Below are 302 nucleotides of genomic sequence, written 5' to 3' on the forward strand. Positions count from 1 at the left end.
CGGTAATAAAGCTAAAACAGCTTTATTACCGGACTTGTATAATCTACGAAACCTTGCACACCAAAGCGGTTATCTGCAAGACGGGATTGCAAAGCTTCATAGTTAAACAAACCTCGACGTTCATCATATATAAACTGAGGAGTACCACTCAAAAATACGCCAATATATTGTGCCTTACCTTGCATTGTATCATTAAATATGGTAAGTATTTTTTCGTAATTACTATTTCTAGCTTGTTTGTGGGAAATTTTATAAAGATTTACTCCTTCGTCTAAGAAAATTAGCAGACCCTTAAAGCTTGC

Annotated in this window: 1 protein-coding gene; it reads right to left on the reverse strand. The window is 35.1% G+C overall.

Annotated features, from left to right (window positions below; genetic code table 11):
• Positions 1-11: 11 nt before the first annotated feature.
• A partial coding sequence (locus tag ACX6CF_RS26355) for a BREX system ATP-binding domain-containing protein (RefSeq protein ID WP_458788355.1) occupies positions 12-302 on the reverse strand: 291 nt, incomplete at its 5' end.

This window comes from Vallitalea sediminicola (genome assembly GCF_054408565.1).